The following is a 22,298-nucleotide window of genomic DNA, read 5'->3' on the forward strand; positions in this document are numbered from 1 at the left end:
CCATCGGCTCCGCCGTCACCCACCCCAAGCACGGCCTCGCCGCGATGCTGCACGACTCCTGGGTGGTCGCCAAGCGGAACCTGCGCCGGATGACCCGCATCCCGGAGATCGTGGTCTTCGGCCTGATGCAGCCGGTGATGTTCGTCCTGCTCTTCACCTACGTGATGGGCGGAGCGATCCAGATCCCCGGTGCCACCGCGAGCACCGACACCTACACCCAGTTCCTGATGGCGGGCATCTTCGCCCAGACCGTCACCTTCGCGGTGGCCGGCGCCTCGGCCGGCATCGCGGAGGACATGACCAAGGGCCTGGTGGACCGTTTCCGCTCGCTGCCGATGGCCCGCTCCGCGGTGCTGGTCGGCCGCACCCTGGCCGACCTGGTGCAGACCGCCTTCACCCTGCTGGTGCTGGCGGTCGTGGCGGCCATCGTCGGCTGGCGCTTCCACGAGGGCTTCCTCAAGGCGCTCGGCGCGTTCGCGCTGCTGCTCCTGCTGGGCTACGCCTTCTCCTGGATCGGCGCGCTGATCGGCCTCTCGGTGCGCAGCCCCGAGGCGGCCACCTCGGCCGGTCTGATCTGGCTGTTCCCGCTGACCTTCGTCTCCAACGCCTTCGTGCCGATCAGCTCGATGCCGGGCTGGCTCCAGCCGATCGCGTACTGGAACCCGTTCAGCGCCACCGTGCAGGCCTGCCGCGACCTGTTCGGCAACCAGCTCGGCCCGGTGCAGGGCGGCTGGCCGATGGAGAACGCCGTGCTGGTCTCGGTGCTCTGGTCGCTGGTGATCCTGGGCCTGTTCGGCTGGCTCTCGGTGCGCAAGTACCGCTCGGCCGTGGGCTAGTCCGCGACGCGAGAGCGGCCGCCCCCTCCAGGAGGGGGCGGCCGCTCTGCCGCGTGCTGAGGGTGCGTCAGCCGGTGTGGGCCTCGACCGCGATGATCTTGACCATGGCGCGCTTGCCGTTGGGCAGCTCGTAGTGCGCCTCGTCGCCGATCTTCTTGCCGTCGATCGCCAGGCCCAGCGGGGACTGCGGCGAGTAGACGTCGATGTCGGTGGTGCCCGCCATCTCGCGGGAGCCGATCAGGAACTTCATGGTGTCGTCCTCGTCGCCGTCGAAGGCGACGGTGACCACGGTGCCGGGGGCCACGGCGTCCGCGCCGGCCGGAGCCTCGCCGACCTTGGCCCGCTCCAGCAGCTGGGTGAGCTGACGGATGCGCAGCTCGCCCTTGCCCTGGTCGTCCCGGGCGGCGTGGTAGCCGGCGTTCTCCTTGAGGTCACCCTCCTCGCGCGCGGCCTCGATCTTCTGGACGATCTCGGAACGCCAGGTGGTGGTCATGTACTCCAGCTCAGCCTTGAGCTTGTCGTAGCCGGCCTGAGTGAGCCAGGTCACGTTCTCGCTGGTCTGGGTCACGGGTGCTCCTCGTAGGTGCAGGGTCGCGCTGAGGGTTGGGTCAGCAGCCGAACGGTGTCGTACTACAAAGCAACGCCCGGCTTCCGGGCAGGCGGCGCGGAAGGGGCGAAACCACGAGCCTAACAAGTTCCGCCGACGAAGGGGAGGGCGTTACTTCGCCGGAGTGCAGCCCAGCAGTTGTGCGCTGGTGGCCCTGGCGGTGGTGCGCAGGGTGACCACCTCGTCGTACGTCCCCCCGGCGGCGGGCACCTGGAAGTCGTGCAGCCCGACCACGCCGCCGTCCTCGGCCTGGGCCCGGATGGTGCAGACCCCCGCCTTCCCGTCGCTCTTGTGCACGGAGAGCTGCACCTGCACGGCGCTGTCGGAGACCACCTGGAACCCGGGCACCAGGCCGTTCATCTCGGAGCCCTTGCTGACGTACGACCAGCCCAGCCAGCCCACCAGGGCCAGCCCCAGCGCGCCGCAGACCACCCCGAGGGTCCGGAGCCTGCGATCGGCCTCCCGGTCGGAGGTGCGGCCGTAGCGGCCCTGCGGCACGGCGGCGGCGGTGGTCGTACGTCCGGAGTCCATGGCGGCTCAGTCCTTTCGCTGAGGGGCCGCCGGTCTGCGGGGGGAATGGACGGGCCCTTCGGTCAGTCACTATAGGAGTGGTACGTCCGCGCCGGAGGCGGCGGGGGGAGCGGCCCGATGAACCGGATGAATCCCGGAAGGAACCAGGCGTTGACTGAGCAGTTGCGACTGATGGCGGTGCACGCGCACCCGGACGACGAGTCCAGCAAGGGTGCCGCGACCATGGCGATGTACGTGTCGCAGGGGGTGGACGTCCTGGTCGCCACCTGCACCGGGGGCGAGCGCGGCTCGATCCTCAACCCCAAGCTCCAGGGCGACCCGTGGATCGAGGAGAACATCCACGAGGTGCGCAGCAAGGAGATGGACGCGGCCCGGGAGATCCTCGGCGTCAAGCAGGCCTGGCTCGGCTTCGTCGACTCCGGCCTCCCGGAGGGCGACCCGCTGCCGCCGCTGCCGGAGGGCTGTTTCGGGCTCCAGGACGTAGCCGAGGCGGCCGCGCCGCTGGTGAAGCTGATCCGCGAGTTCCGCCCGCACGTGATCACCACGTACGACGAGAACGGCGGCTACCCGCACCCGGACCACATCATGACCCACAAGATCACCATGGCGGCCTGGGACGCGGCCGGTGACCCGGAGGCCTACCCCGGCCTCGGTGAGCCGTGGCAGCCCTCGAAGCTGTACTACAACGGCTTCACCATGGGCCGGATCCGGGCCATGCACGCGTACCTGACCGAGCACGGCATCGAGTCGCCGTACGGCGAGTGGATCGCGGGCTGGGAGAAGAGCGGCCGCCAGGACCGGGAGATCACCACCCGGGTGCGCTGCGACGACTGGTTCGAGACCCGGGACCGCGCGCTGATCGCGCACGCCACCCAGATCGACCCGGACGGCCCGTGGTTCCGGGTGCCGCTGGAGGTCCAGAAGGCCGTCTGGCCGACCGAGGACTACGAGCTGGCCCGCTCCCTGGTCGACACCGACCTGCCGGAGGACGACCTGTTCGCCGGCCTGCGCACCCCGGCCGGCACCGCCGCCTCGGCCTGACGGCGCGACACATTCCACCCCGGTGGCCCGGTCCGTGTAGGGCCGGGCCACCATTGGAGACATGAGCACCCCGATGCACCTCACCGACCTCGCCACCGCGGCCATCGCCTTCGACAAGGCCAAGGTCACCCCCGGCCTGCTCGGCTTCGTGGTCTTCGCCGCCCTCGGCGTGGCCACCTGGTTCCTGGTCAAGTCCATGAACAAGCAGTTCGGTCGGGTGAACTTCGTCGAGGAGCCCGAGCAGCCCGCTGCCGTGCCCGCCAAGCCGGCCACGGACTGACGACGGCTCAGCCCGGCAGCAGCCGGGCCAGCCCGTCCCGGAGCGCGGTGCGCTCGGTGGAGACGAAGCGGTGCAGGGTGCGGGAGGCGAAGGCGGTGCGCTGGGCGGTGCGCCGCCGTTCGCGGTCGTAGTCGCGCAGCGCCTGCGGCACGCCGGTGACCCCGTGCCGGGCCACCGCGCGGGCCAGTGCCTCGGCGTCCAGGACGGCGGTGCAGGCGCCCTGGCCCAGGTTGGGCGTCATGGCGTGCGCGGCGTCGCCGATCAGGGCGGTCCGGTCGCCGTGCACGAAGCTCGGCAGGGCCGGGTGCAGGTGCCGCATCTCGTAGCGGAGCCAGCCGGCCGGGTCGGTCCCGGTGAGGATGCGGGGGACCGGGTCGTGCCAGCCTTCGAAGAGCCCGGGCAGGTCGTCGGCGGTGGTGCCCTCGGGGACGGCCGCGTACCAGTTGGTGCGGCCGGGCTCGACCGGGGTGAGGCCGAAGAAGCGGCCGCGGCCCCAGGTCTCGCCGTGCAGCCCGCTCTCGAAGTCGGCGATGCCGATCCAGGCCACCGAGCCGATGTTCCGCGGCCCGCTCGCGGTGCCGAAGTCCCCGCGCACCACGCTGCGGATGCCGTCGGCTCCGACCACCAGGTCGTGCGCGGCCCGCAGCTCCGCCGTGTCGGTGACGGTCTCGCCCGCCTTGACCGGCACGTCCCCGAAGGCCTCCAGGCCGGCCAGCAGGGCATCGATCAAGTACGGGCGGGAGAGCAGCAGTTCGGGCTTGCCCGCCTTCTTCTCCACCCGGTCCAGCGGGAGCCGGGCCAGCACCCGCCCGCCCGGGGTGCGGATCTGCGCGGAGCGGTACGGCACCGCGCGGCGGCGCACAGCCTCGCCCACCCCGAGCCGGTCGAGCGCGTCCTGCGCGGCGGGGTGGAGCGCGAAGGCGGTGCCGTACCGCTCGATCCCGGCGCGGCGCTCCAGCACCGTCACCCGCCAGCCCGCCCGGCGCAGCCCGATCGCGGCCGCCAGCCCGCCGACTCCCGCTCCCACCACCACGGCCGTACCCGTCATCGCGCCCCCCGGCGTCGTATGGCTTCCGGTCTACCACACCTGTGGTACCACGCCTGGGGTAGTTTGGGCAACGCACCGAGGAACAAGGAGAACTGACGGTGAGTGAGAACCGCCGGGACCGGCTGGGCGACGCCGCGATCCGGGTCCTGGCCGAAGCGGGAGGCCGGGGGCTGACCCACCGGGCCGTGGACGCGGCCGCCGGGCTGCCGCTGGGCACCGCCAAGAACTACCACCCGAGCCGGGACGCCCTGCTCCGGGCCACGGCCGAGCGGATCGTCGAGCAGTACGAGCGCACCACCGCCGAGGTGATGGCCTCCGGCGCCCACCCCGTGGACCGTCGCGGCCTGGCCGCCCTGATGGCCGGACTGCTGCACGACGTGGCCGGCCCCGGCGCCCCCCGGATGCTCGCCTACCTGGAGCTCCAGATCGAGGCCGCCCGCCGCCCCTGGCTGGCCGACACCCTCGCCTCGGTCGTCGCCGCCGACTTCGCCGGCTTCGAACACGCCCAGCGCGCGGCCGGACTCCCCGTCACCCCCCGCCGCGCCGCCACCGTCACCCTCGCCCTGCACGCCGCCATCCCCCAGCTCCTCGGCGGCAACCCCCGCGCCCTGGCCAGCGCCGGCCTGGACGACCTGGACGCCTTCGTGAACGGCCTGCTGGACTCGGTGTACGGGCCCTGAACCGCCCCGGGACCGGTCGTCGCCGGGTTCAGTCGGCGGTGCCCGCGGTGCCCGCGGTGCCCACGGTGCCCACGGTGCCCGCGGTGCCCACGGTGCCCGCGGCGGTCCTGCGGCGCAGGACGACCGACTCCGCCGTCCAGACCGCCAGCGCGAGCAGCGCCGCGCCGCCGCCGGCCGCGCAGACGCCCCACCAGCCGTACCCGGCGTACAGCGCGCCGGAGACCGCGGAGCCGACCGCGCCGCCCAGGAAGTAGGTGGTCATGTAGGCCATGGTGATCCGGCTGCGGGCCTCCGGCCGGAGCCGGTAGAGCACGCCGAGGTTGGTCACCTGGGCGCCCTGGACGCCGAAGTCGAGCAGCAGCACGCCGAGCACCAGCGGGACCGCCGCGCGGCCGTGGTCGACGGCGAGCAGGGCCCAGCTCAGGCAGGAGGCGGCCAGCAGGACGGTGGTCGCGGTGCGGTCCCGGCCCCGGTCCACCAGGAAGCCGGTGGCCCGGGCGGCCACCGCGCCCGCGATGCCGAGCACGCCGAACGCGCCGATCAGCGCCTCGTCGAAGGAGTACGGGGGTGCGACCAGCAGGAAGGCGGCGGAGGCCCAGAAGGCGCTGAACGAGGCGAAGCAGAGGAAGCCGTACAGGCAGCGCAGCCGCAGCACCGGCTCCTGGCGCACCACCGTGGCCACGGAGCGGAGCAGGGCGGGGTAGCGCAGCTCCGCGGCCCGCGGCACGTCGGGCAGGGTGCGCCACAGCACCGCCGCGAGCAGCACCATCAGCACGGCCGCCACCGCGTAGACGGAGCGCCAGCCGCCCGCGTACTGGGCGACCGCGCCCGCGCCGGTACGGGCGAGCAGGACCCCGGCCAGCACCCCGCTCATCACCCGGCCGGTCACCCGGCCGCGCTGCTCCGGCTCCGCCAGGGTGGCCGCGAAGGAGACCAGCAGCGGGGCGACCACCGCGGTGACCGACAGCAGTCCCGAGAGCACCACCAGGACGGCCAGCGAGGGCGCCGCCGCCGAGGCGGCCTGGGCCAGCGCCACCACCGAGAGCAGCAGGACCACCAGGCGGCGGCGGTTGACGATGTCGCCGAGCGGGACCAGCAGGGCGAGGCCGGCCGCGTAGCCGACCGTGGAGACGGTGACGACCAGGGAGGCGGCGCCGCTGCCGGAGCGGAAGGTGGCGGCGATCGCCGTGAGCAGCGGCTGCGCGTAGTAGATGTTCGCGACCGCGAGGCCGGCGGCCACCGAGAACAGGGTGACCGTGCCGTCGGAGAGCCCGCCGCCCGGCAGCAGGGGCCGGCGTCCCGGCCGGGCGGCGGTGGGCACGGGGGAAGGGGCTCCGGAGGTGGTCACCAGTACGGCCTTTCGCAGGTCGACGGTGGGCGGCCGTCGCCGGCCGCCCACCCGGGGCAGCGGGCCGCAGGCCGGACGGGGGAGACCGGCCTGCGGCGGCATCGGTGCGCAACCAGGTTATCGGCGCGCGGAGTTGGCGGAGGGTCAGTTCCGCACGGAGAGCACGATCTTGCCGGTGGCCCGGTCGGTCTCGCCGAGCTCGTGCGCCTTGGCGGCGTCCGCCAGCGGGAAGACCCGCTCCAGGTGGACCCGCAGCCGGCCGGCCTCCACCAGCCCGGCCAGCGCCTCCAGCCCGGCCCCGTCGGGTTCGACCAGGAACGGCGTCACCCGCACGCCCAGGCTCAGGGCGCGGGTGGCCACCTCGGGGCTCACCTGGCCGATGGCCAGGATCAGCAGCCCGCCCGGGCGCAGCGTCCGCAGCAGGTCCAGGGTGTGCTCGCCGCCGAGCAGGTCGAGCACCACGTCCTGGTCCCGCACCTGCTCGGACACCCGGCCGGCGGTGTAGTCGACCGGGTGGTCGACGCCCACCGAGCGCAGGAAGTCGTGCTTGGGCGCGCTGGCCGTCCCGGTCACCTCCGCGCCCCGCACCCCGGCGATCTGCGCGGCCAGGTGCCCGACCCCGCCCGCCGCCGCGGTGATCAGCACCCGCTGGCCCTCCCGGAGCTCGGCCACCTCGGCCAGCGTCTGCCAGGCGGTGAGCCCGGCCATCGGCAGGGCCGCCGCCTCCTCGAAGCTCAGCGCGGCGGGCTTGCGGGCGAACTGCCGGGCGGGCGCGGTGACGTACTCGCCGTAGCCGCCGCCGGGGCGCGGGAACCAGACCAGCCCGAACACCTCGTCCTCCGGCTGGAAGCGGGTGACCCGGGGGCCGGACTCCACCACCCCCGCGACGTCCCAGCCCTGGACGAACGGCGGGGCGCCGAGCCCGCCGGGCGGGAAGACCCCGCTGCGGACCTTCCAGTCCACCGGGTTCACCCCGGCGGCGTGCACCCGCACCAGCACCTCGGTGGGCAGCGGTACGGGCCGGGGGGCCACGGCGGGGACGAGGACGTCCGCCGCCGCCCCGGCTCCGGTGGTCCGGATCACGTTCATCAGCTCTGTCATGGTGTGCCTTCTCGATCGGTGGTCGTGGTGCGGTGGGTTGACGGGGCCTCAGCCGTCGAGCACCGGCCAGCCGCGCGCCGCGGCCAGCCGGAGCAGGGCCGGCCGGTCGCCGACCGCGCACGGGTGCCCGACCGCGGCGAGCAGCGGGGCGTCGGACTCGTCGTCGCCGTACGCGTGGCACTCGGCCAGGTCCAGTCCGTGCACCGAGGCGAACCGGTGCACCGCCCGTGCCTTCTGATCGCCGATCATCGGCACGGGAACCTCGCCGCTGTACCGGCCGTCGCGGACCTCCGGCCGGGTGCAGATCACCGCGTCGGCGCCGATCCGGCGGGCGATCGGTGCCAGGCACGGCGGGAAGGAGCCGGAGACCGCGACGATCGCGGCCCCGGCCGCCCGGTGCTCCTCCAGCCGCTCCAGCACCCGGAGGTTGAACAGCCCGGGCAGGCTCTCCTCCTCCCGGAACCAGAGCTCGCCGCGCTGCGCCAGCTCCTCCGCCGGGCGGCCGGCGAAGACCCGGTAGAACGCGCGGTTGGTCCGTTCCCGGGGGGCGCCGGCCGCCTTCAGACTCCGGACCTCCGCCAGGAGCTCCTCGTACCGGGACGGCGGCGCCCCGCTCAGCCGGAGGTCGAACGCCAGGAAGCGGAAGAGGCTGGTGATCCGGATCAGCGTTCCGTCGACGTCCAGGAAGGCGGCGCGGCGGGCCACCGGGGTCAGGGCGTCCTCCCGTCCAGGAAGGCCGTCCACTCGTTGAGCGTCTGGGTGGCGGCGAGTTCGCCCTCGGCGAGCTCGATGCCGTACTCGCGCTCGACGAAGAGCGCGACCTCGATCAGGACCAGGGAGTCCAGACCGACGGTGTCCAGCGGCTCGTCGGGGACGATCTCCTCGACCGGCACCTCGGCCTTGCGGGCGATGAAGTCGACCAGGCGGTCGTAACTGACGGTGGGCACGGGCTTCTCCTTGCTGTTCGGCTGTTCGGCTGTTCTGCTGTTCTGTTCCGCTGTCCGAAGTGCCGTGCGGTCAGCCGGCGCTGACGTCCGGCCAGGTCAGGCAGGCCGCACCCCAGGTGGTGCCGGCGCCGAAGGCGGCGGTCAGCACCCGGTCGCCCGGCTTGAGCACGCCGGTCGCGGCCGCCTCGTGCAGGGCCAGCGGGATGGATCCGGCCGCGGTGTTGCCGTAGCGGTCGAGGTTGAGGAACGCCCGCTCCGGCGGCAGGCCGAGCTGCTCGGCCACCGAGTGCAGGATCCGGGCGTTGGCCTGGTGGCCGACCAGCAGGTCGACCGAGTCCAGCGGCCACCCGGCCCGGGCCAGCACGCTCCGGGCGGAGTCGGTCATCCGCACCACGGCGTGCTTGAAGACCTCGCGGCCCTGCATCAGCATGAAGTGGTCCCCGGGTGCGGCCGGCACGCCCGAGGAGCGCTGCCGGGAGCCGCCGGCCGGGACGATGATCAGCTCGGCGAGCCGGCCGTCGCTCCCCAGCTCCATGGCGGCCACCGCGCCCGGCTCGTCCGGGGCGCCCGCGCGGAGCACCACGGCCCCGGCGCCGTCGCCGAAGATGGGTGCCGTGTTGCGGTCCGTCGGGTCGATGATGGTGGTGAAGGCGTCCGCACCGATCACCAGCACCGTGTCGGCCGCTTCCTGGGCGATCAGGCCCAGGCCGCTGGAGAGCCCGTACAGGAAGCCGGTGCAGACCGCCGACACGTCGTACGCCGGCACCCCCGGCAGGTCCAGCCGGGCCGCCACCGCGGGTGCGGTGGCGGGCACTTGGTGGTCCGGTGTCGCGGTGGCCAGTACCACCGCGTCCACCCGGTCGGTGCCCGCCGAGCGCAGCGCGCGCAGGCCGGCCTCGACGGCCAGGTCACCGGTCGAGGTGCCGGGTTCGATCACCCGGCGCTCGGCGATCCCGGTCCGGCTCCGGATCCACTGGTCGGAGGTGTCCATCCGCTCCGCCAGCTGATGGTTGGTCACTGTCCGCGCGGGGACGGCCGATCCGATCCCCGCGACGATCCCCGTTCTCCGCATCGCCGGTGCTCAGCGGACGATGACGGAGGCGCGGTCGGACTCGATGGTCATGTCGACCGCCTGGTACTCGCGCTGTGCGAGCTCGATCGCCTCCTCGATGCCCATCTTCGGCTGCAGGCCGAAGACCTCGAGGATCCGCTCCAGGCGCTCGGGGATCGTGCCGCCCACGATGTGCGCCGGGATGCCGAGTTCGGCGGCCATCTCCAGCAGCCGCTCGTCGGCCATCGAGCGGAAGCGCTCGTTGACCGGACGGTGGCCGTCCTTGGCCAGCGTCAGCTCGTTCGGCAGGTGGACGAAGACGTCGTAGGTCTGCTGGACGTGCTGCTTGAAGTACACGCCGAGCTGCGCCATCACCTCGTCGAAGACCTTGATCTCCGGGGTGCGGTCGACGCTCTCCAGCTCGCCGAGGTGGAGCGAGGCGTTCGGGTTGATGCCGACGATCACCCGGACCGAGCCGTAGATCCACTCCTGCAGCGAGGTGCCGTCGGAGATGAAGGCGTCGCCGAAGCGGCTCTCGAAGACCGCGCGCTCCGAGTGCCGGCGCACGATCAGCTGCACCAACTCGGCGGCGGTGCACTGCTCCAGGGTCTTGCCGGGGACGGCCTCGGGCAGCAGCTCGCGCATGGTGCGGGCGCGGGTCCGCGGGATGCCGGTGAGGTGGGACAGGGCGTACGAGGTGAAGGTCTTGCCGGACGAGTAGGTGCCGGAGATCGCGATGCGCATGAGGTCCTCCTGGTGATCCGGTCGTGGAAAGGGTGTCGACTGCCGTACGGGGCAGGGTCGTTCAGGGGAGGCGGTGGGTCACGGAGCAGCGGGTGGTGACCCCGCCGAGCACGCCGACCACGTCCGCGGTCCGCCAGACGCCGTCGGGGCGCTCCAGCAGTTGGGCGTTCTCCAGCCGGGTGACGGCCGCCGCGCCGTCGCTGCACACCTGGGGCACCGGCGCCGCGACGATCTCGGTGCCGCGCATCCACAGCGTGTTGCTGGCGCCGCGCTCGGTGCCGTCCAGCTCGTAGAGCAGGACCTGTCCGAGCTGCAGGCTCACCACGAAGCTGTCGACCATGCCCAGGAAGGGCTGGTAGCGGCCCTCGATGCCCTGGTCGGCGACCAGCCCGGCGCGGGCGATGTGCACCCCGGCCTCGGCCCGCAGCCGCTCCGGCTCGACGAGGACCCGGCGCAGCGCGTGCGCCTGCCGGGCGAAGCCGGTGCCGTAGTAGCGCTCCTCGGCCGGGCCGAGCAGGCTGTCCGGGCCGGCGTAGCGGGCCCGGCCGACGGAGCGCCCGAGCGGGCGGCCGACGGCGGCGTGGTCGATCTCGCAGCGCACCCGCATGCCGCCGAGGCGGGTCTCCAGGACCGAGGACTGGCCGTTCAGCGCCGCCGGGTCCGTGACGCTGGTCAGCAGACGGGTCGTCACCTGGAGCCGCCCGAGCTCCTCGTCCGGGGTGGTGCCGGCCTTGATCCGCACGGACCGGACCAGCATCCGGCGGCGGTCGGCGGCCGACAGCCCGAAGGAGTGGGTGAGCGTCAGTTCGCTCAGCTGCACCGCGGTGATCAGACCGTCCACGGTGCTCAGGTGCGGCCGGAGGTCGGCGCTGCGGCCCTTGCGGGACCAGTCGGCGGGATAGGCCACGCCGAGCAGGGTGTGCAGCATCACGCTGCCGTCGGCCAGGGACCGGACCGAGACGGGTTGGTAGTCGTATTCGACGCGGCGGAATCCGGCGCCGAAGAATCTCTTCTCGGCCGGTCCGAGGTAGTCGTCCACCGAATCGAGGTGAACTGCGGTTCCAGGCATGTTTTTCCCCCATGAAAATGCCGGTGCGCATGGCGGGCCACCGGAGCGGAAATCCGGCCGGCGACCGCTGATTCGAAAGCTAACACGAGAAAAGTTCTGCGAGGCACATAGGTGCTGATGCTGTTACTGCCAGTACCACCCTTGAGGCCACTACGCACCGGGCCGTATTCCAACTGCTTTTGCCGCTAGGGTCGTTCGCATCGGCTCCCGCGTTCCGGAGGTGGTTGTGCCAGCGATGTCGCTAGGGCCGGTCGCGGTCCTGCCGGAGTACGCGGACGAGCAGCTCGTCACACGTCTGGGCATCGAGATCCTGCGCTGCGAACCGGGCCTGGTGATCGGCACGATGCCGGTCCGGGGCAACCGCCAACCGGTCGGGATCCTGCACGGCGGCGCCAACGCCGTGCTGGCCGAGACGCTCGGCTCGGTGGCGGCCTGGCTGCACGCCGGCCCCGGCGGCAGCGTGGTGGGCCTCGACCTGTCGGTCACCCACCACCGCTGGGCGTCGAGCGGGCTGGTCACCGGCGTCTGCCGCCCTCTGCACGAAGCGGGGGCGCACGCCACGTACGGGATCGAGATCAGCGACCACACCGGAAAGCTCAGCTCCACCGCTCGCCTCACCTGCGCCGTCAGCGCGGCGGCCGGGCCCCGTGGCCTCCCCGTCCAGGGGCGGTAACCACCCATCATCGAAAGGCAGTTCACCATGTGCCACCCCACCGACAGCCGTCCGCCGGGCATCGAGAACCCGGGTGAGGTCGCCGAGCACGGCATCGTCCGGCTGACCACCGAGGACGGCAACGTCTTCGAGGCCTACCGCGCGGTGCCGGCCGAGCCCAACGGCCGCAGCGTCGTCATCCTCCCGGACGTCCGGGGCGTGCACCCGTACTACCGGGAGCTGGCACAGCGCTTCGCCGAGGCCGGGTTCACCGTGCTGGCGCTCGACTACTACGGCCGCACGGCCGGCATCGGCGCGCGGGACGACGAGTTCGACTGGCAGCAGTACCTGCCGCTGGTGCAGCCCGACGAGGTCGCGCTGGACGTCAAGGCGGCCGTCGCGCACCTGGCCGAGACCGCCCCGGGCCCGGTCTTCACGGTCGGCTTCTGCTTCGGCGGCAGCCAGTCCTGGCGCCTGTCGGCGGCCGGCCTGGGCCTGGCGGGCACCATCGGCTTCTACGGCCAGCCCAAGCTGGTCGAGGACGCGGTCGACGGCATGGAGGTGCCGCTGCTGCTGCTCATCGCCGGCAGCGACGTGGCCACCACGCCGGAGGAGTTCGACGCCTTCACCGGCGCCCTGGAGAAGGCCGGCAAGACCTACGAGAGCCAGGTCTACGAGGGTGCCCCGCACTCCTTCTTCGACCGGGGCTTCGCCGAGTGGCAGGAGGCCTGCACCGACGCCTGGGGCCGGATCCTGGACTTCACCGCCCGCCACGCCGCCGTGGCCAACTGACCTCCGGCGCCTCACCCTTGGAGAGCGATCATGACGCAGCCCCCCGGCGAGCGGTTCGAGCGCGGGGTCGCCAAGCTCGCGGAGATCGGCGGCGACGCCCAGGTGATCTTCGACGCCCTGAGTGACGTGGCGCCCGATCTGGGCCGGTACGTCGCGGAGTTCGCGTTCGGGGACGTCTACAGCAGGCCCGGGCTCGACCCGAAGCAGCGTCAACTCCTGACCCTGGCCTCGCTGCTGGCGCTCGGCGACTGCGAGCCCCAGCTCTCGTTCCACACCAAGGTCGCCCTCGAAGTGGGGGCCACCCCGCAGGAGATCGTGGAGACGGTCCTGCACTGTCTGGTCTTCGTCGGCTTCCCGCGCACCTTCAACGGCGTCGCCGTGGTGCGGAAGGTGCTGGCCGAGCAGGGGCTGCTGCCCGTCCCCGCCGGCTGAGCCGGCTCCGTCCGCCCGCAGAACCCGCACTCGTCGAGTGCGGGTTTTGTCGTATATATGACACTATTAAAGAGAGTGGAGACTTCGCTTCGATTTGCCCGTGGTTCACTTCTGAATGTTTCCGCACGATAAAGCGCCTGATCCCCTAGCCGATACCGCCGTCATTGCCAAAACATTGCTTGACACACCGTCAGGTTGCGGCAAGCATCGAAGCCATGAGTGGGATGACGGGGGTTGGGCAGCAGAGGCGCTTGCAGGAATTAGGGCAGTTCTTACGCGGTCGTCGCGCCAGACTGTCCCCCGACGAACTGGGCTTCGCACCGTCGAGCCGAAGACGTACTCCCGGGCTGAGGCGGGAGGAGGTGGCGGTCCGGGCCGGCGTCGGCACCTCCTGGTACACCTGGGTGGAGCAGGGGCGCGACATCAACGTCTCCGAGTCCGTGGTCAGGGCGATCAGCCGTGCGCTGTGCCTGAACGCCACGGAGGAGGACTACCTGTTCAAGCTGGCAGGGATGCCGCGGGTGGCCAAGGACACCTCCGCCGAGGGCGTGCTGGACCAGATGCGGCTGGCCCACGTGGTGGACGAGTGGCTGCCGAACCCGGCCTTCATCCTCGACAAGTTCTGGAACGTCCTGGCCGTCAACGCGGCGGTCTACGAGGTCTTCGGGTTCGGCGAGTTCAACACCAACCTGCTGGAGGTCTACTTCACCGACCGGATCTCGCGCTCGCGGTACGTCGACTCCGACGAGCTGGCCCGGGTCACGGTGGCCAAGTTCCGGGCCAGCATGGCGGAGCACTTCGGCGATCCGCAGTTGGAGGCCCTGGTGGAGTCGCTGCAGGAGCGGAGCGAGGAGTTCCGGCGGCTCTGGCACAGCCACGAGGTGCTGGACGCCGACCACCGGCTCAAGGAGATCGACCACCCGATGGTCGGCCGGCTCAGCTTCGACGTCCACCACTGGAACCTCGCCGCCAACGAGAACGTGCAGCTGATCCTGCACGTCCCGCGCAGGACCTCGCAGACCACCCAGAAGCTCCAGAGGCTGCTGCGGGCCGCGCAGGGCGACGAGCCCCTGGCGGACTGGGACGGTTGACGGAACGGAACGGAACAGAACAGAACGACGGAACGACCCGGAACCGGGCAACCGGTTCCGGGTCGTTCCGTCCTTCCGGACGCGGCGGCGTGACGGCGCGTCAGTCGGTGGCCGCAGCCGCCCCGGGGGCCACCCGCCGCAGCGCCAGCCCGATGACCACGGCCGCGACCAGCACGATCGCCGCGTCCACCAGCAGGGCCAGCGTCGTCCCGCCCAGCATCGCCTGCTCGGGGGTCCGGCCGGAGAGCGCCTCGGTGCGCGCGGTGGCGACCGCGCTCATCACCGGGATGCCCAGGGTGATGCCCACCTGCTGGGTCAGGGTGGCGAGGCCGGTGGCCAGGCCCTGCTCCTCGTCGTCCAGCCCCGAGGTGCTGGTCACCATGAAGGAGACCACGCTCAGCACGTGGGCGAAGCCGCCGACCGTGGTCGCGACCAGGACCAGGACCATCCACGAGCGGTCCGCGCCGACCAGGAAGAGCGAGGCCGTCACGGCCGACTGCACCACCAGGCCGCCCACCAGGGTGACCCGGCTGCCGCCGAGCCGACTGATCAGCGGGCCGGCCAGCAGACCGGCGAAGAAGGCGGCCGCGCCCTGGAGGCCGAAGGCCAGGCCGGTGACCAGCGGCGAGTAGTCCAGCACCTGCTGGAGGTAGAGCGTCATCAGGAAGATGACGGCGCTGAACATCGTGAAGGTGATCAGCCCGCCGAGGTTGCCCCACTTCACGGTGGGCCGGGCGAGCACCCGCAGCGACACCAGCGGCTGCTCCTGGCGCAGCTCCACCGCCCAGAACGCCCCCAGCAGCACGACCGCGGCCGCGAGCGAGACGAGTGTGGTGGTGCTGCCGAAGCCCTCGTGCCCGCCCGAGGTGACGCCGTAGCTCAGCGCGAGCAGGCCACCGGTGACGGTGACCGCTCCGGGCACGTCCAGCCGGGCCCGCCCGCCGCGGCTGCGGTCGGAGATCAGCCCCGGGGCGACGGCCAGCACCGCGACGCAGACCGGGATGTTGATCAGGAACGCCCAGCGCCAGCTCACCAGGCCGGTGAGCAGGCCGCCGGCGACCGCTCCGGTGGTGAAGCCGGCCGAGAGCAGCGCACCGCTCAGGCCCAACGCCCGCTGCCGGGCCGGGCCTTCGGGGAAGGAGGTGGTGAGCAGCGCCATGGCGGTGGGCGCGACCGCGGCCGTGCCCAGGCCCTGCGCGACCCGGGCCACCAGCAGGACGGTCTGGGAGTCGGCCAGGCCGCCGGTCAGCGAGGCGAGTGCGAGCACCACCATGCCGCCCATGAACACGTTGCGCCGTCCGGCGATCTCGGCCACCCGGCCGAACAGCAGGGTGAAGCCGGCCGAGCTGAGCGCGAACAGCGTCACGACCCACTGCAGGTTCTCCGGGCTGAAGCCCATGCCCGTGCCGATGTCCGGCAGGGCCACGTTGAGGATCGAGAAGTCCAGCGCGATCAGGAACTGGGCTCCGAGGAGCAGGACGAGCAGCCAGCGCTGCCTGCCGTCGAGTCGGTCGCCGGCCGCCGCGGGCGCGACGACGCTCTGGTCGGTGGTCGACATGGTGGGTCCCCCTCAGCCGGCGAAGGCGAAGGCCGCCGCGACGCTGTTCTCGTACATCCGGTAGGTGGTGATCAGGCCGTCGGTGACCGTGACGTGCAGGGCGAACCGGCTCGCGAAGACCTTGCCGGTGCTCAGCACCTCGTGCGCGAAGTCGCCTAGTACGACGGCGTGCTGACCGTCCACCAGGATGTGGTCGACGTTGAAGGCCTTGGTGGCGACGTCCTCCGTCGCGCTGCGGATGAACTCCGCGATCTGCCCGTGGGTCGACCGCTGTCCGGTCCACGGCACGGTCGGCGCCCCGGGGACCTCGAAGTCGGTGGTCTCGGCGAACAGCTCCAGCATGCCGGTGCGGTCACCGGCCCCGAAGCGGTTGAAGAACTCCTGGACGGTCTCGGCGGTCCCGCGCACGGTGGTGGCGTTCTCGGACACGGCTGTGCTCCTCTTGCTACTCGTCGCTGGTCGGTGAAGGTTCGGGTGACGTCGGGTCAGGTGAGAAGTGCGGCGTCGGCCGGGCGTGCGGCGAGCTCCCCGCGCAGCAGGGCGGCGCCCGGGCGCTGCTCGGCCAGGAAGGCGGCCACCTGCTCGGGCCGGCCGGGCCCCGTGCGCAGGGCCAGGTGGCCGTCCGGGCGCACCACGGCCAGCGCCGGGGCGCTGCCGAGGGCGTCCAGCAGCCAGGTGTGCGCCCGGCCGAAGACGGTGGACAGGTCGTGCACCGGCGCCAGGTCGGCCAGCCGCTGCCGCAGCACGGCCGCCTCGGCCGCCCAGTCCCGGTCCGCGCGGCGGCCCGGCCAGAGCAGCACGGTGTACTGCTCCAGGTCGAGGACGGGCAGACCGGCCAGGGCCGCGGGCCCGGCGAAGAGCGGGAGCCGGTCGCCCTCCTGGGCCGGCCGGCGCACGCCCCAGCCGGTCACTCCGAGCGGCTGGCGGCCGTAGGTGAAGTCGGTCTGGGCGAGCAGCGGCGCCATGCCCCGCTGCAGCACGCCCGCGTAGTGGGAGGCGTGGAACAGGTTGTCCCGCAGGCCGACCTTGAAGGCGCCGCGCACCGTGCCGTAGCGGATCTGGGTGGCAGCGGCCCGGCCGACCCGCTCGGCGGCGGCGCTGCGCTCGGGGTGGTAGGTGTTCAGGATCGAGTGGTCCAGCTGCCCGCGGAGCACCCCGCCCAGCTTCCAGCCGAGGTTCACGGCGTCCTGCAGGCCCAGGTTCATCCCCTGGCCGCCCGCCGGGCTGACCACGTGCGCGGCGTCGCCGGCCAGGAAGCACCGGCCGCTGCGGTACTGGTGCACCACGCCGCAGCGCGGCCGGAAGGAGCTGGTCCACAGCGGCTCGGCGAGCCGGACCGAGAGCCGGGCCCGCTGGCGCAGCATGTTCTGGAACAGCTCCAGGGTCGGCGGGCCGGCCTCCTCGCCGCGGTGCGGCACGTTGCCCGCCAGGCGGTAGAGCCCGTTCTTCAGCGGCACCACCACCGCGATGCCGTTCGGCGAGTAGTAGTACTGCACGCTGTGCGGCACCCCTCCGCTGATCGCGAAGTCGCCGATCGCGTAGCTGACGTCGATCGGTTCGGGGTCGAAGGCGATGCCGAGCAGCTCGCGCAGGGTGCTGCCGGCGCCGTCGGCACCCACCAGGTACTGCGGGACGACGGTCTCCTCGGTGCCGTCCGCCCGCCGCAGCCTGACCTTCGGCCGGTCGTCGTCGGCCGTGCCGTGCTCCAGCCCCTCCAGGGCGGTCTCGTACTCGACCACCCCGCCCAGCTCGGTGAGCCGGGACCGGAGGATCTCCTCGGTCTCGCCCTGGGCCAGCGTCAGGACGAAGGGGTAGGGGGTGTCGGGCAGCCGGTCCATCCGCACCGAGCCGCGCGGGCGGCCCTCGGCGAAGTAGTCCACCGCGGGGAGCACGTGCCCGGCCTCGACCAGCCGTTCGCTGACGCCGACCCGGCGCAACTGCTCGAGTATCCGGGGCCAGATCAGGATGGCCCGCGAATGCAGACCGGCACTGCCCCGCGGGCTCGGCCGCCGCTCCACCACCCTGACCCCGACGCCCTGCTGGAGAAGTTCACAGCCGAGCACCAGACCGACGGGGCCACCGCCGACGATCAGTACTTCCGGTTCGCCGCCGAACGCCGGCCGGATACCGGCTCCTCGATTCCGCTTGCCGTCCTGGGACATTTCACACCGCCACATCATGGATCGCGAGGGACGCACTTCCGGGGTGCTTTTTCGAATTAACGGATATGCACGATGAGGACGCTAACGGGCCGTCAGAAGGGCGTCCATATGTGTATTGAGAGGGGTATCCGCACCACCAGGTTCGACGCGGAGGGCACCCGATGCGCAAGGATGGGGCCATGCCGAACCGTCTCGCGGACGCGACCTCGCCGTACCTGCTGCAGCACGCCGACAATCCGGTCGACTGGTGGCCCTGGGGGCCGGAGGCCTTCGAGGAGGCGGAGCGGCGCGGGGTGCCGGTGCTGCTCAGCGTCGGCTACGCGGCCTGCCACTGGTGCCACGTGATGGCCCACGAGTCCTTCGAGGACGAGTCGGTGGCGGAGTACGCCAACGAACACTTCGTGGCCGTCAAGGTGGACCGCGAGGAGCGGCCGGACGTGGACGCCGTCTACATGGAGGCGGTGCAGGCGGCCACCGGGCAGGGCGGGTGGCCGATGACGGTCTTCCTGACGCCCGGTCAGGAGCCCTTCTACTTCGGGACGTACTTCCCGCCGAAGCCCCGGCACGGCCTGCCGGGCTTCCGGCAGGTGCTGGAGGGGGTGAACTCCGCCTGGCGGGACCGCCGGGACGAGGTCGGCGAGGTGGCCGCCCGGATCCGGGCCGACCTGGCGGAGCGCGCCTCGGTGTACGGGGTCGGCAGCGGGGTGCACGAGGCGCCCGGGGCCGAGGGGCTGGCGGCCGCGGTGGCCGAGCTGGGGCGCTCGTACGACGAGAAGTGGGGCGGCTTCGGCGGGGCACCCAAGTTCCCGCCGTCGATGGCGATCGAGTTCCTGCTGCGCCACCACGCCCGGACCGGTTCGGCCGAGGCGCTCGCGATGGCCGGGCACAGCTGCGAGGCGATGGCCCGCGGCGGGATCTACGACCAGCTCGGCGGCGGCTTCGCCCGCTACGCGGTGGACAACCGCTGGGTGGTGCCGCACTTCGAGAAGATGCTCTACGACAACGCCCTGCTGCTCCGCGCCTACCTGCACCTGTGGCGGACCACCGGCGACGTCCTGCCGCGCCGCATCGCGCTGGAGACCGCGGACTTCCTGCTGCGCGAACTCCGCACCCCCGAGGGCGGGTTCGCCTCCGCGCTGGACGCGGACAGCCTGGACGCGGCGAGCGGCGAGAACGCCGAGGGCGCCTACTACGCGTGGACCCCGCAGCAGCTGGCCGAGGTGCTGGGGGAGGAGGACGGGGCGCTGGCCGCGGTGCTGTTCGAGGTGACGGCGGAGGGCACCTTCGAGCACGGGAGTTCGGTGCTCCAGCTGCTCTCCGACCCGGTGGACGAGGTCGCCCACGACCGGATCCGGACGGCGCTGTACGAGGCCCGGCTGAAGCGTCCGGCCCCGGCCCGGGACGACAAGGTGGTGGCGGCCTGGAACGGCCTGGCCATCGCCGCGCTGGCCGAGACCGGCGCCCTGCTGGAGCGGCCCGACCTGGTCGAGGCCGCCGAACGCGCCGCCGACCTGCTGATCACCGTGCACCTCGGCGAGGACGGCCGGCTGCTGCGCACCTCCCGGGACGGCCGGGCCGGGGCCAACGCGGGCGTGCTGGAGGACTACGCGGACACCGCCGAGGGCTTCCTCGCGCTCTACGCGGTGACCGGCGGGGCCGAGTGGCTCGGGCTGGCGGGCGGGCTGCTGGACACGGTGCTGGCGCACTTCCGCGACGAGGCGTCGGGCGCGCTCTACGACACCGCCGACGACGCCGAGCAGCTGATCCGCCGCCCGCAGGACCCGACCGACAACGCCACCCCCTCCGGCTGGACGGCCGCCGCCCAGGCGCTGCTGACCTACGCCGCGTACACCGGCTCCGAGCGGCACCGCACGGCGGCCGAGGGGGCGCTGGCCATCGTCGGCGCGCTCGGCGGCCGGGCGCCGCGGTTCGTCGGGTGGGGCCTGGCCGCCGCCGAGGCGCTGGCCGACGGGCCGCGCGAGGTGGCCGTGGTCGGCGCCGAGGGCGACGCCGGGCGGGCGCTGCTGCACCGGACGGCGCTGCTCGGCACCGCGCCGGGCGCCGTGGTCGCGGTCGGGGAGCCCGGCTCCTCCGAGGTGCCGCTGCTGGCCGGGCGGCCGCTGGTGGGCGGGGCCGCGGGGGCGTACGTCTGCCACCACTTCGTCTGCGAGGCACCGGTGGCGCAGGCGGCCGAGCTGGCGGCCAAGGTGGGGGCCCGGACCGACGGTAATGGAGGTGCGTGAAGCGCCGCTGATCAGGGAGGATGCGGCATGAACTGGACCCTCTCCTCCTCCCTGGACGAATTCCGGACGCACGCGGGCGATTTCCTGGCGGCCCATCCGGCCGGGAACACCGTCCTGCTGACCCTGGTGCACAACCTGACCCTGAGCGGCCTGCACGTCTTCGGCGAGGCCGACCCGTGGTTCGGCTGGTGGCGGCCGGCCCCGGACGCACCGGTGGCCGGCGCCTTCTGCCGGACGCCGCCGTTCCCGCTCCGGCTCAGCACCATGCCGCCCGAGGCGGCCGCCGAGCTGGCGACGGCGCTCGGCGCCGACCGGCGGGAGGTGCCGGCGGTCGGCGGCGAGACCGTCGCGGCCCGGGCCTTCGCCGAGGCCTGGGAGCGGGAGACCGGGGTCGGCAGCAGCGTCAACAGCAACGAACGGCTCTACCGGCTCGGAGATCTGACGGACCCGTCGCCGCTGCCGAAGGGCTCCGTCCGGCTCGCCACCCCGGACGAGGCCGACCTCCTGACGGACTGGTTCGCCGCCTTCGTCGCCGAGGCCGAGGTCGGCATCCCGGGCGAGAACCACCGGCCCACCGTGGAGCGGCGGATCGCCCGCGGCCACCTGCACGTCTGGGAGCACCAGGGCGAGGTGGTCTCCTTCGCCGGGGTCAGCGACGTCCTCGCCGGGATGTCACGGATCGGGCCCGTCTATACCCCGCCGCAGCACCGGGGCCACGGTTACGCCAGCGGCGTCGTCGCGGCCGGCTCCGCCCACGCCCTCGCCGCCGGCGCGGCCGAGGTGCTGCTCTACACCGACCTGGCCAACCCCACCAGCAACTCCATCTACCAGAAGCTCGGCTACCGGCCGGTCGAGGACTGCGTCTCCATCGACTTCGCCTGAGGTGACGCCACGTGGCCGTGCTCCGGGGCCGGAGGCCCCAGGGGCGCGAGGAACTGCGCGAGTCCGGAAGGCGGACCAGCGCTAGATCGGGGCACGTCAGCCAGTTGCACGTGCTGCCGTTCCCCCGCGCGCAGTTCCTCGCGCCCCTGCGGGGCGTTCCTCGGCGTGGCGCCTACTCCCAGTCCCAGCGGATGCCGAGCAGGCACGGGCTGAGCGAGCTGGCGACCAGGTGCACGCAGTGGTGCCCGTCCAGCGTCAACTCCTCCGTCTCGTAGGGTGGTTCGCCCGGCGCCCGGCTGGCGAAGCGGTGGCACCGGACCGGCAGCGCCTCCGGATGGAAGGTGACCTGCAGGACGTACTGCCCGGCGCCGGAGTTGAAGCCGCGGACGTACTCGGTGGACGGCTCCGCCGCCGGGGCGTCGTCGAACCCGTACCCCAGCAGATGGGTGTCCCCGGTCCGCAGCCGCCGGTCCAACAGCAGTTCAGCGACCAGCAGTTCGGCCTCCGGGTCGCGCCGGACCCGCCCCGGCCGGCAGTTCTCCTCACCCCGCACCCGCACCACCCCGATGTCGCACCCCGGATCCCCCTGGTAGAGCGCCAGGTACCGGTCGATCCCGTCGCGGTGCGCCCGCAGGGCGTGTTGGGAGTCGCGGCGGACCATCTGCCGGTCGGCGCCGATCCGGACCCGTTCGATGTGGGTGATGGTGTGCAGGCCGGTGTCCGGCGGTGAGGCGATGGTGGCGAGCAGGCCGTCCACGGCGACGGCCGGTGCGATCAGGTCCCGGTACGGGCGGGTGGCGGGCCCGGCGGCCTCGGCCGGTGCCGCCTGGCGGGGGCCGAGCAGGCGGGTGAGGGAGTGCTCGGGGAGTTCCAGCACCTCCTCCAGGATCCGTACGGCGCGCAGGGATTCGGGCCGTTCGGGCCGTCGCCGCCCCTGCTGCCAGTAGCTCAGGCTGGTCACCCCGACCTGGACGCCGCGCTGGGCCAGGTGCAGCCGCAGGCGGTGGAGGGCGAGGCCGCGGGCCGCGATGGCGGCGCGCAGGGCGAGGTGGAACGGGCCGGTGCGGAGGGCGGTGGCGAGCTCGGGGTGGACGGTCTGCTGCACGGCGGGCTCCCGTCTGTCGGGTTGACCGTGAATATTCACACGCCGGTGGCGAGTTGTCACCGGTCCGGACGTGTTGACGTGCGCGGGGTGCCGGCCGT

At 72.9% G+C, this 22,298-nt stretch carries 24 protein-coding genes; 10 read left to right on the plus strand and 14 right to left on the minus strand.

The genetic code is table 11. The features are described from left to right. Positions 1-44: 44 nt before the first annotated feature. Positions 45-836, plus strand: a complete 792-nt coding sequence (locus ACWCYY_RS15265; protein WP_345282208.1) for an ABC transporter permease — start codon at positions 45-47, stop codon at positions 834-836. A gap of 67 nt (positions 837-903) precedes the next feature. On the opposite strand, the gene greA is transcribed toward ACWCYY_RS15265, so the two are convergent. Then, a complete protein-coding gene (gene greA / locus ACWCYY_RS15270) occupies positions 904-1,404 on the minus strand; it encodes a transcription elongation factor GreA (protein ID WP_345282012.1) in 501 nt (166 codons plus the stop codon). A gap of 150 nt (positions 1,405-1,554) precedes the next feature. Beyond that, entirely contained in the window at positions 1,555-1,974 is a 420-nt protein-coding gene (locus ACWCYY_RS15275) for a DUF4307 domain-containing protein (RefSeq protein WP_345282014.1), read from the minus strand. Between the two features lie 150 nt (positions 1,975-2,124). Here ACWCYY_RS15275 and mca point away from each other — a divergent pair, with 150 nt between their 5' ends. Together mca and ACWCYY_RS15285 are read left to right on the plus strand one after the other, a co-directional pair. After that, a complete protein-coding gene (mca, locus tag ACWCYY_RS15280; protein ID WP_449796267.1) occupies positions 2,125-3,015 on the plus strand; it encodes a mycothiol conjugate amidase Mca in 891 nt (296 codons plus the stop codon). A 61-nt stretch (positions 3,016-3,076) separates the two neighbouring features. Beyond that, positions 3,077-3,295 carry a hypothetical protein gene (locus tag ACWCYY_RS15285; protein WP_345282018.1) on the plus strand — a complete coding sequence of 73 codons (219 nt, stop codon included), beginning with the start codon at positions 3,077-3,079 and terminating at the stop codon, positions 3,293-3,295. Positions 3,296-3,302: 7 nt separating this feature from the next. Here the strand turns inward: ACWCYY_RS15285 and ACWCYY_RS15290 are convergent, their stop codons facing one another. Continuing rightward, positions 3,303-4,343, minus strand: a complete 1,041-nt coding sequence (locus ACWCYY_RS15290; RefSeq protein ID WP_449796268.1) for an FAD-dependent oxidoreductase — start codon at positions 4,341-4,343, stop codon at positions 3,303-3,305. A 98-nt stretch (positions 4,344-4,441) separates the two neighbouring features. On the opposite strand from ACWCYY_RS15290, the gene ACWCYY_RS15295 reads away from it, so the two are divergent. After that, a complete protein-coding gene (locus ACWCYY_RS15295; protein ID WP_345282020.1) occupies positions 4,442-5,023 on the plus strand; it encodes a TetR/AcrR family transcriptional regulator in 582 nt (193 codons plus the stop codon). A 28-nt stretch (positions 5,024-5,051) separates the two neighbouring features. On the opposite strand, the gene ACWCYY_RS15300 is transcribed toward ACWCYY_RS15295, so the two are convergent. From ACWCYY_RS15300 to ACWCYY_RS15330, 7 genes are all read right to left on the minus strand, one after another. Continuing rightward, positions 5,052-6,371, minus strand: a complete 1,320-nt coding sequence (locus ACWCYY_RS15300; RefSeq protein WP_449796269.1) for an MFS transporter — start codon at positions 6,369-6,371, stop codon at positions 5,052-5,054. Positions 6,372-6,515: 144 nt separating this feature from the next. Next, positions 6,516-7,472, minus strand: coding sequence for an NADP-dependent oxidoreductase (locus tag ACWCYY_RS15305; protein WP_345282022.1), 957 nt, complete (start codon positions 7,470-7,472; stop codon positions 6,516-6,518). A gap of 48 nt (positions 7,473-7,520) precedes the next feature. After that, positions 7,521-8,216 (minus strand): HAD family hydrolase, encoded by a 696-nt coding sequence (locus ACWCYY_RS15310; protein ID WP_345282023.1) that lies wholly within the window; start codon positions 8,214-8,216, stop codon positions 7,521-7,523. After that, the gene (locus tag ACWCYY_RS15315; protein WP_345282025.1) at positions 8,183-8,419 is read right to left on the minus strand and encodes an acyl carrier protein; all 237 of its coding nucleotides are present in this window, start codon (positions 8,417-8,419) and stop codon (positions 8,183-8,185) included. The genes ACWCYY_RS15310 and ACWCYY_RS15315 overlap by 34 nt, the downstream gene beginning before the upstream one ends. A 70-nt stretch (positions 8,420-8,489) precedes the next feature. Beyond that, complete coding sequence (locus tag ACWCYY_RS15320) at positions 8,490-9,491, minus strand: beta-ketoacyl-ACP synthase III (protein ID WP_449796270.1); 1,002 nt, start codon at positions 9,489-9,491, stop codon at positions 8,490-8,492. A 9-nt stretch (positions 9,492-9,500) separates the two neighbouring features. Next, positions 9,501-10,214, minus strand: coding sequence for an AAA family ATPase (locus ACWCYY_RS15325; protein WP_449796271.1), 714 nt, complete (start codon positions 10,212-10,214; stop codon positions 9,501-9,503). A gap of 61 nt (positions 10,215-10,275) precedes the next feature. Then, positions 10,276-11,283, minus strand: a complete 1,008-nt coding sequence (locus ACWCYY_RS15330) for an AvrD family protein (protein ID WP_345282031.1) — start codon at positions 11,281-11,283, stop codon at positions 10,276-10,278. Between the two features lie 235 nt (positions 11,284-11,518). Here ACWCYY_RS15330 and ACWCYY_RS15335 point away from each other — a divergent pair, with 235 nt between their 5' ends. From ACWCYY_RS15335 to ACWCYY_RS15350, 4 genes are all read left to right on the plus strand, one after another. Continuing rightward, positions 11,519-11,956 carry a hotdog fold thioesterase gene (locus ACWCYY_RS15335; protein ID WP_449796272.1) on the plus strand — a complete coding sequence of 146 codons (438 nt, stop codon included), beginning with the start codon at positions 11,519-11,521 and terminating at the stop codon, positions 11,954-11,956. 27 nt (positions 11,957-11,983) lie between these two features. After that, a complete protein-coding gene (locus ACWCYY_RS15340; RefSeq protein WP_345282035.1) occupies positions 11,984-12,727 on the plus strand; it encodes a dienelactone hydrolase family protein in 744 nt (247 codons plus the stop codon). Positions 12,728-12,757: 30 nt separating this feature from the next. Further along, a complete protein-coding gene (locus tag ACWCYY_RS15345; RefSeq protein ID WP_345282037.1) occupies positions 12,758-13,159 on the plus strand; it encodes a carboxymuconolactone decarboxylase family protein in 402 nt (133 codons plus the stop codon). A 224-nt stretch (positions 13,160-13,383) separates the two neighbouring features. Further along, the gene (locus ACWCYY_RS15350; protein ID WP_345282210.1) at positions 13,384-14,250 is read left to right on the plus strand and encodes a helix-turn-helix transcriptional regulator; all 867 of its coding nucleotides are present in this window, start codon (positions 13,384-13,386) and stop codon (positions 14,248-14,250) included. 100 nt (positions 14,251-14,350) lie between these two features. On the opposite strand, the gene ACWCYY_RS15355 is transcribed toward ACWCYY_RS15350, so the two are convergent. The 3 genes from ACWCYY_RS15355 to ACWCYY_RS15365 are packed head-to-tail and all read right to left on the minus strand — an operon-like array spanning position 14,351 to position 17,970. After that, on the minus strand, positions 14,351-15,808 hold the full coding sequence (locus ACWCYY_RS15355; RefSeq protein ID WP_449796273.1) for an MFS transporter: 1,458 nt from the start codon (positions 15,806-15,808) through the stop codon (positions 14,351-14,353). A gap of 12 nt (positions 15,809-15,820) precedes the next feature. Next, a complete protein-coding gene (locus tag ACWCYY_RS15360; RefSeq protein ID WP_345282040.1) occupies positions 15,821-16,237 on the minus strand; it encodes a nuclear transport factor 2 family protein in 417 nt (138 codons plus the stop codon). 56 nt (positions 16,238-16,293) lie between these two features. Next, positions 16,294-17,970 (minus strand): FAD-dependent monooxygenase, encoded by a 1,677-nt coding sequence (locus tag ACWCYY_RS15365; RefSeq protein WP_449796274.1) that lies wholly within the window; start codon positions 17,968-17,970, stop codon positions 16,294-16,296. Positions 17,971-18,149: 179 nt separating this feature from the next. Here ACWCYY_RS15365 and ACWCYY_RS15370 point away from each other — a divergent pair, with 179 nt between their 5' ends. Then, on the plus strand, positions 18,150-20,213 hold the full coding sequence (locus ACWCYY_RS15370) for a thioredoxin domain-containing protein (protein ID WP_345282043.1): 2,064 nt from the start codon (positions 18,150-18,152) through the stop codon (positions 20,211-20,213). A 27-nt stretch (positions 20,214-20,240) separates the two neighbouring features. Further along, complete coding sequence (locus ACWCYY_RS15375) at positions 20,241-21,095, plus strand: GNAT family N-acetyltransferase (RefSeq protein ID WP_449796275.1); 855 nt, start codon at positions 20,241-20,243, stop codon at positions 21,093-21,095. A gap of 172 nt (positions 21,096-21,267) precedes the next feature. Here the strand turns inward: ACWCYY_RS15375 and ACWCYY_RS15380 are convergent, their stop codons facing one another. Continuing rightward, a complete protein-coding gene (locus ACWCYY_RS15380; protein ID WP_345282047.1) occupies positions 21,268-22,200 on the minus strand; it encodes a hypothetical protein in 933 nt (310 codons plus the stop codon). Positions 22,201-22,298: the final 98 nt, after the last annotated feature.

The organism is Kitasatospora sp. NPDC001664, from assembly GCF_053596675.1.

Bases quoted from the DNA above. Each gene is read 5' to 3' on its own strand.
- ACWCYY_RS15275 (WP_345282014.1), bottom strand. From the start codon at position 1,974: ATGGACTCCGGACGTACGACCACCGCCGCCGCCGTGCCGCAGGGCCGC.
- ACWCYY_RS15330 (WP_345282031.1), bottom strand. From the start codon at position 11,283: ATGCCTGGAACCGCAGTTCACCTCGATTCGGTGGACGACTACCTCGGA.
- ACWCYY_RS15365 (WP_449796274.1), bottom strand. From the start codon at position 17,970: ATGTCCCAGGACGGCAAGCGGAATCGAGGAGCCGGTATCCGGCCGGCG.
- ACWCYY_RS15355 (WP_449796273.1), bottom strand. From the start codon at position 15,808: ATGTCGACCACCGACCAGAGCGTCGTCGCGCCCGCGGCGGCCGGCGAC.
- ACWCYY_RS15305 (WP_345282022.1), bottom strand. From the start codon at position 7,472: ATGACAGAGCTGATGAACGTGATCCGGACCACCGGAGCCGGGGCGGCG.
- ACWCYY_RS15285 (WP_345282018.1), top strand. From the start codon at position 3,077: ATGAGCACCCCGATGCACCTCACCGACCTCGCCACCGCGGCCATCGCC.
- ACWCYY_RS15350 (WP_345282210.1), top strand. From the start codon at position 13,384: ATGACGGGGGTTGGGCAGCAGAGGCGCTTGCAGGAATTAGGGCAGTTC.
- ACWCYY_RS15345 (WP_345282037.1), top strand. From the start codon at position 12,758: ATGACGCAGCCCCCCGGCGAGCGGTTCGAGCGCGGGGTCGCCAAGCTC.
- ACWCYY_RS15375 (WP_449796275.1), top strand. From the start codon at position 20,241: ATGAACTGGACCCTCTCCTCCTCCCTGGACGAATTCCGGACGCACGCG.
- ACWCYY_RS15335 (WP_449796272.1), top strand. From the start codon at position 11,519: ATGTCGCTAGGGCCGGTCGCGGTCCTGCCGGAGTACGCGGACGAGCAG.
- ACWCYY_RS15265 (WP_345282208.1), top strand. From the start codon at position 45: ATGCTGCACGACTCCTGGGTGGTCGCCAAGCGGAACCTGCGCCGGATG.
- ACWCYY_RS15370 (WP_345282043.1), top strand. From the start codon at position 18,150: ATGCCGAACCGTCTCGCGGACGCGACCTCGCCGTACCTGCTGCAGCAC.
- ACWCYY_RS15325 (WP_449796271.1), bottom strand. From the start codon at position 10,214: ATGCGCATCGCGATCTCCGGCACCTACTCGTCCGGCAAGACCTTCACC.
- ACWCYY_RS15340 (WP_345282035.1), top strand. From the start codon at position 11,984: ATGTGCCACCCCACCGACAGCCGTCCGCCGGGCATCGAGAACCCGGGT.
- ACWCYY_RS15290 (WP_449796268.1), bottom strand. From the start codon at position 4,343: ATGACGGGTACGGCCGTGGTGGTGGGAGCGGGAGTCGGCGGGCTGGCG.
- ACWCYY_RS15320 (WP_449796270.1), bottom strand. From the start codon at position 9,491: ATGCGGAGAACGGGGATCGTCGCGGGGATCGGATCGGCCGTCCCCGCG.